The following is a 6,763-nucleotide window of genomic DNA, read 5'->3' on the forward strand; positions in this document are numbered from 1 at the left end:
GACAACTGACGCCGTAACGGTGTCCCGGGCGGGTCACCTGTGTGTGGACGGAGCCCCGAGGCTCACCTGTCACCCTTGGGATCAAGGGCGTCTCGCAACCCGTCCCCGAGAAGGTTGAACGAGATCACGATCGTCGCGATGATGATCGCGGGCATGAAGAAGTAGAACGGGTCCACCTGCGCGTACTTCAACGAGTCGGTGAGCACGTTGCCGAGCGTGGGCGTCGGCGGCTTCACTCCGACCTGGAGGTAGCTCAGCGCCGCCTCGGCCGAGATGTAGGCCGGCATCATCAGGGTGACCAGGACCAGCAGCGGGGCCCACAGGTTCGGCAGGATCTCCTTGAAGTAGATCCGTCCCTTCGAGGCACCCAGGACGATCGCCGCCTCGACGAACTCCCGTTGCTTGATCGAGAGGACCTGTCCTCGGACCACGCGGGCGGTGCTGGTCCAGCCGAAGATCGCGAGCACCACGGTGCAGTAGATCCCCTGGGCGAGTGGTCCGTTGGGTAGTCCCGTCACCATCTGGACGAGCTCGAGACCGAGCGCCGAGAGCGCCAGCAGCATCATCGTCGAGGGGAACGAGAGGGTCAGGTCGGTGAAGCGGCTCAGGCCGGCGTCGACCCAGCCACCGCTGAAGCCGGCGATGATCCCGATGATCGCGCCGATGACCACCGACAAGATGGCGGCGGTGAGGGCGATGATCAGCGAGAACGTGATGCCGTACCAGAACCGGGACAAGGCGTCGCGGCCGGTGCCGGGCTCCACGCCGAGCGGGTGCGCGAGGCTCGCGCCACTGAACCGGCCCTCGGGGATGGTGTTGGCGTCGAGCAGCTCCTGGTTGTAGCTGAACGGGTCCAGCACGCCCATCTTGACGAGAAAGGGGGCCAGGATGGCGGCCAGGACCACCAGGATGACCACCGTCAGCGACACCATCGACAGCTTGTCCTTGCGAAGCCGCATCCATGCCAGCTTCATCGGCGACTTGCCGGCAATCTTCTTCGCCTCCTCAGGCGAAGCAGAAGGTGTCGATCCACCCGAGAGTTCTTCACCTTCGAACACGGTGGCCGATTCGCTCATGGTTCCTCTGTCTAGTCGTATTTGTGGGTGCCGCCGTCGCACGGCAGCGTCCGACCCACGAGGTCGACGGATGGAACTCTATGTGATCCCTTTGCCAGGATGGAGCCCGGACCGGTAACGATCCGATTTCAACCAGTGATACGGCAGATCGGGATGCCTTCTCGCAATTCCTTAGAGAATGCCAAGAGTCTCCGGGACCGGTGGACCGGTCCCGGAGACTCTGTTGGATATCGCCGAGGTTCGCTCAGTTCGCCGATTCGCCCTCGGCGGCAGCCGGAGAGGTTGAGCTCAGCGCGTCGACGCCCGCCTCCTTGCGCTGCTCCGGAGTGATCGGCGCCGGAGCGGCGGTGAGCGGGTCGTAGCCGGCACCCGTCTTCGGGAAGGCGATGACGTCGCGGATCGAGTCGGTGCCGGCGAGAAGGGCGACGACGCGGTCCCAGCCGAAGGCGATGCCGCCGTGGGGCGGGGCACCGAACTTGAACGCGTCGAGCAGGAAACCGAACTTCTCCTCGGCCGCCTCCTCGCCGATCCCCATCAGGTCGAAGACCCGCTTCTGGACGTCCTCGCGGTGGATACGGATCGAACCGCCGCCGATCTCGTTGCCGTTGCAGACGATGTCGTAGGCCCAGGCGAGCGCGTTGCCGGGGTCCTTGTCGAAGCTCTCGACGTCCTGCGGGCTGGTGAAGGCGTGGTGGACCGCGGTCCACTCCCCCGCGCCGACCGCGACGTCACCGGACTCGACGGCCTCGGAGGCCGGCTCGAGCAGCGGCGCGTCGACGACCCACAGGAAGCTCCAGTCGCCGTCCTTGCGAAGGTCGAGGCGGTTGCCGATCTCCAGCCGGGCGGCACCCAGCAGGGAGCGGCTCGACTTGGGCGCACCGGCGGCGAAGAAGATGCAGTCGCCGGGGTTGGCGCCGACGTGAGCGGCCAGTCCGGCGGCCTCGGTCTCGGAGAGGTTCTTGGCGACCGGACCGGTCAGCGAGCCGTCCTCCTGGACCAGGACGTACGCCAGGCCCCTGGCGCCACGCTGCTTGGCCCAGTCCTGCCAGCCGTCGAGCTGACGCCGCGGCTGGCTCGCGCCACCCGGCATCACCACGGCGCCGACGTAGGCCGCCTGGAAGACGCGGAACGTCGTCTCGGAGAAGTAGTCGGTGCACTCGGTGATCTCGATGCCGAAGCGCAGGTCGGGCTTGTCCGAACCGTACTTGGCCATGGCGTCGGCGTAGGTCATCCGCGGCAGCGGGAGCGGTACGTCGTAGCCGATCAGCTTCCACAGCGCCGCGACGATCTCCTCGCCGAGCGCGATCACGTCGTCCTGCTCGACGAAGCTCATCTCGATGTCGAGCTGGGTGAACTCCGGCTGCCGGTCGGCGCGGAAGTCCTCGTCGCGGTAGGCGCGGGCCAGCTGGTAGTAGCGCTCCATGCCACCGACCATGAGCAGCTGCTTGAACAGCTGCGGGGACTGCGGCAGGGCGTACCAGGAGCCCGGCTGCAGGCGCGCGGGCACCAGGAAGTCGCGGGCACCCTCAGGGGTCGAGCGGGTCAGGGTCGGGGTCTCGATCTCGACGAAGGCGTGGCCGTCGAGCACGTCGCGGGCGGCCTTGTTGGCCTTCGACCGCAGCCGGATGGCGTTGCCGGGCGCCGTGCGGCGCAGGTCGAGGTAGCGGTGCTTGAAACGTACGTCCTCGCCGACCTCGACATGATCGTCGATCGGGAACGGCAGGGCGGCCGCGGCGGAGAGGACCTCGAGGTCCTTGGCGACGATCTCGATCTCGCCGGTGGCGAGGTTGGGGTTGCGGTTCTCGTCGGTGCGGGCGACGACCTCGCCGGTGACCTTGATGCAGTATTCGTTGCGGAGCGCGTGGGCGATCTCCTCGTCGCGTACGACGACCTGGACCACGCCGCTGGACTCACGCAGATCGAGGAACGCGACCCCGCCGTGATCGCGTCGACGGCCTACCCAGCCGGCGAGGGTCACGGTCTGGCCGACGTGCTCGGCACGCAGGGTGCCGGCGTCGTGGGTGCGGATCACTTCTTCTCCTCGTTGTTCGCGACGACCTGGGGCTTCAGGTCGCTCTCGTTCTGCGGCGTCCAGGTGGCCGGGTCGGCCGGGACCTGATCGCCGGTGCGGATGTCCTTGATCTCGTAGCCACCTTCGGTCGCGAAGAGGACGTACGGGATGCCGCGGCGCTCCGCGAAGCGGATCTGCTTGCCGAACTTGGCGGCGTTCGGCGAGACCTCGCAGGCAACATTGTGAGCGCGCAGCTGCTGGGCCGCCGAATCGGCCTCCGCCCTGCTCTCCTCGTCGGCGACGGCGACCAGCACCGTGCTCGGGACCTTGCGGTTCCCGTCGAGCACGCCCTTGGCCACGAGGGGCACCAGGACGCGGCTCACGCCGAGCGAGATCCCGACACCCGGGTAGGTGGTCTTGCCATCGCTGGCGAGCGCGTCGTAGCGGCCGCCCGAGCAGATGCTGCCCAGGGACTCGTAGCCGTCGAGGCGGGTCTCGAAGACGGTGCCGGTGTAGTAGTCCAGACCCCTGGCGATGCTCAGGTCGGCCACGACGCGTACGGAGTCGGTGTTGAGAGGCGCGGTGGCGGTGATCAGCGTGGCCAGCTCGCTCAGGCCCTCCTCGAGCAGCTCGCTCTCGACCCCGAGCGCACGGACCTTCTCCACGAAGGAGTCGTCGGTGGCGGTGATCGTGGCGAGCTCGAGGCACTTGGCGGCCTGCTCGTCGCTCAGCCCCGCCTCGGAGACCAGCAGCTTGCCGACCTCGTCGGCCGGCATCTTGTCGAGCTTGTCGATGAGCCGCATGGTCTCCTCGACGTCGGGCGCGCCGAGGCCGGCGTAGAAGCCCTGGATCAGCTTGCGGTTGTTGACCTGGAGCGTGAACCCGGGCAGGAAGGTGAGCCTGCCGAGCGCCTCGAGCATGACCCGGGCGACCTCGACGTCGTGGTGGAACGGGAGCGTGTCGCGTCCGACGATGTCGATGTCGGCCTGCGCGAACTCGCGGAAGCGGCCCTCCTGCGGGCGCTCACCTCGCCAGACCTTCTGGATCTGGTAGCGGCGGAAGGGGAACTCCAGCTTGCCGGCGTTCTCGAGTACGTAGCGGGCGAAAGGGACGGTGAGATCGAAGTGGAGGCCCATCCCTTTGTCACGGGACTCGTCCTGCTCCTGGAGCCGCTTGAGGACGTACACCTCTTTGCTGGTGTCGCCCTTGCGCAGCAGCTGGTCCATCGGCTCGACGGCGCGGGTCTCGATGTTGCCGAAGCCGTGCAGCTCGAAGGTGTGGCTCAGGGTCGCGATGACCTCGCGTTCGACGGTGCGCTGGCTCGGCAGGAACTCCGGAAATCCGGAGAGCGGTGTTGGTTTGTTCATGGTGTGGTGATCAGGTCCTGAAGAAACGGGTTGGTGGCGCGCTCGCGCCCGATCGAGGTCTGTTCGCCATGGCCGGGGAGCACCACGATGTCGTCGGCGAGGGGCAGCACCTTGGTGGTCAGGGACTGCAGCATCGTGGCGTGGTCACCGCCGGGGAGGTCCGTACGCCCGATGCTGCCCGCGAAGAGCAGGTCGCCGGAGAACATCACGTCACTGACCTCGGCGTGGTCGGGGTAGGGAGTCCGGAAGGTGACCGACCCCTCGGTATGCCCGGGCGTATGGTCGATCAGGAAGCTCATCCCGGCCAGGCCGATGGCCTGCCCGTCGCTCAGCTCGCGGACGTCGTCGGGCTCCACGAAGTCGTAGGTCCCCTGCGGCATTCCGAGGAGCATCTGCGCCGACTCCGGCGAGATCCCCTGGAGCGGATCGGCGAGGAGGTGGCGGTCGTTGGGGTGGATCCAGGCCGTGGAGTCGTACGTCTTGGAAACCGGGGTCACGGACCACATGTGGTCGACGTGGCCGTGGGTGAGGAGCACGGCGACCGGCTTGAGGCGCTGCTCGCGGACGATCTCCTCGATGCCCTTGGCCGCGTCCTTCCCGGGGTCGATCACGACGCACTCGGTGCCCGGACCGGTGGCGGCGACGTAGCAGTTGGTGCCCCACGGACCGGCGGGAAAGCCTGCGATCAACACGAGAAACACCCTATCCAGCGGTACAGTGCAGCGCCGCATCGTGGCGTCTGACTACGATGGGCATCCCGAGGTGTGCCGGGACACCACGGGGACCTGCAAGTTGAGCCGACCGGGACTGTGACGAGCACGGTGTCCGGCGGGGGAGATTTCATAAGAGGTTAGCGCCTCATGCGAAGAGTAGGGACATTGTGACCAGCGAGCAGTGGGGTCGGGTCGAGGAAGACGGAACGGTCTACGTGAAGACCGCTGAGGGCGAACGTTCCGTGGGGCAATACCCGGAAGGCACGCCGGAGGAGGCGCTTGCCTTCTTCACCAACCGGTTCGACCAGCTCGCCTTCGAGGTCGAGCAGCTCGAGCGGCGCGTGCATGCGGGTAAGACGTCGCCCGACGAGGCGACCGCGGCGGTCAAGACCGTCGTGGAGAAGGTGACCGACGCCAACGCGGTCGGTGATCTGGCCTCGCTGGTGGCGCGACTGGACGCTCTGGCGCCGGTCATCGCCACCCAGCGTGAGGCCCGTAAGGCCGAGCGGGCCGCGAAGGCGGCCGAGGCGAAGGTCGCCAAGGAGGCTCTCGTCGCCGAGGCCGAGAAGCTGGCCCAGAGCAACGACTGGCGCAACGGTGCCAACCGGCTGCGTGAGCTGCTCGACCAATGGAAGGCGCTCCCCCGCATCGACCGCGGGTCCGACGACGCGCTGTGGCGACGCTTCTCGACCGCACGCACCGCCTACACGCGGCGACGCAAGGCCCACTTCGCCGAGCTCAACGCCCGGCGCGAGGACGCCAAGGTGATCAAGGAGCGGATCATCGTCGAGGCCGAGCAGCTCTCGGCCTCGACCGACTGGGGCCCCACTGCCGGGCGCTACCGCGACCTCATGCGCGACTGGAAGGCCGCCGGCCCGGCCCCCAAGGACGTCGACGACAAGCTCTGGAAGCAGTTCCGGGCCGCCCAGGACGTCTTCTTCGGTGCCCGTGACTCCGCCAACGCGGCGCTCGACGCCGAGTTCGCGCAGAACGCCGTGGTCAAGGAGGGCCTGCTCGCCGAGGCGCAGGAGCTTCTCCCGCTGCTGGAGAAGGGCGACGACCTCGACGCCGTCAAGCGGTCCTTCCGTGACATCGCCGACCGCTGGGACGAGGCCGGCAAGGTCCCGCGCGACCGCATCAAGGAGCTCGAGGGCGCGATGCGCAAGGTCGAGCAGGCCATCAAGTCCGCCGAGGACGACCAGTGGCGCAAGTCCGACCCGGAGAAGTCCGCTCGAGCCGACGACATGATCGCCAAGCTCGAGGAGGCCATCGCCCAGGTCGAGAGCGACCTCACCAAGGCCCAGACCTCGGGTGACGCCCGCAAGATCAAGAGCCTCGAGGAGAACCTCGAGTCCCGCCGCCAGTTCCTGGAGATGGCCAAGCGCGCCAGCGCCGACTTCTCCTGACTCATCCGTCGACTCGGCGCTCTGTCCTCGCGACAGGCGCCGAGTCGGCGCGTTCTGACGCAGAATCCGGCCGAGTCGGCTCATCCTGACGAAAATATCCGCCGAGTCGGCTCGTCATAACGAGCCGACTCGGCGTGCTTTTTCGTCAGTTTGCGCCGACTCGGCGTGGGGTCACAGGCCGGCGCCGCCG

General features: G+C 67.7%; 5 protein-coding genes. 1 reads left to right on the forward strand and 4 read right to left on the reverse strand.

Annotated features, from left to right (window positions below; translation table 11 throughout):
- Positions 1 to 62: 62 nt before the first annotated feature.
- The 4 genes from ACFV9G_RS06785 to ACFV9G_RS06800 form a co-directional block, all read right to left on the reverse strand.
- The gene (locus tag ACFV9G_RS06785) at positions 63 to 1,076 is read right to left on the reverse strand and encodes an ABC transporter permease (RefSeq protein WP_378726080.1); all 1,014 of its coding nucleotides are present in this window, start codon (positions 1,074 to 1,076) and stop codon (positions 63 to 65) included.
- A 244-nt stretch (positions 1,077 to 1,320) separates the two neighbouring features.
- Positions 1,321 to 3,108 carry an aspartate--tRNA ligase gene (gene aspS / locus ACFV9G_RS06790; RefSeq protein ID WP_378726082.1) on the reverse strand — a complete coding sequence of 596 codons (1,788 nt, stop codon included), beginning with the start codon at positions 3,106 to 3,108 and terminating at the stop codon, positions 1,321 to 1,323.
- Positions 3,105 to 4,454: a histidine--tRNA ligase gene (hisS, locus tag ACFV9G_RS06795; RefSeq protein WP_378726084.1), complete on the reverse strand. Its 1,350-nt coding sequence runs from the start codon at positions 4,452 to 4,454 to the stop codon at positions 3,105 to 3,107. Before hisS ends, aspS begins: the two co-directional genes overlap by 4 nt.
- Positions 4,451 to 5,146: an MBL fold metallo-hydrolase gene (locus tag ACFV9G_RS06800; RefSeq protein ID WP_378726086.1), complete on the reverse strand. Its 696-nt coding sequence runs from the start codon at positions 5,144 to 5,146 to the stop codon at positions 4,451 to 4,453. The genes hisS and ACFV9G_RS06800 overlap by 4 nt, the downstream gene beginning before the upstream one ends.
- 188 nt (positions 5,147 to 5,334) lie before the next feature.
- On the opposite strand from ACFV9G_RS06800, the gene ACFV9G_RS06805 reads away from it, so the two are divergent.
- Positions 5,335 to 6,573: a DUF349 domain-containing protein gene (locus tag ACFV9G_RS06805; protein ID WP_378726088.1), complete on the forward strand. Its 1,239-nt coding sequence runs from the start codon at positions 5,335 to 5,337 to the stop codon at positions 6,571 to 6,573.
- Positions 6,574 to 6,763: the final 190 nt, after the last annotated feature.

The organism is Nocardioides sp. NPDC059952 (genome assembly GCF_042730435.1).
Classification (GTDB): Bacteria; Actinomycetota; Actinomycetes; order Propionibacteriales; family Nocardioidaceae; genus Nocardioides.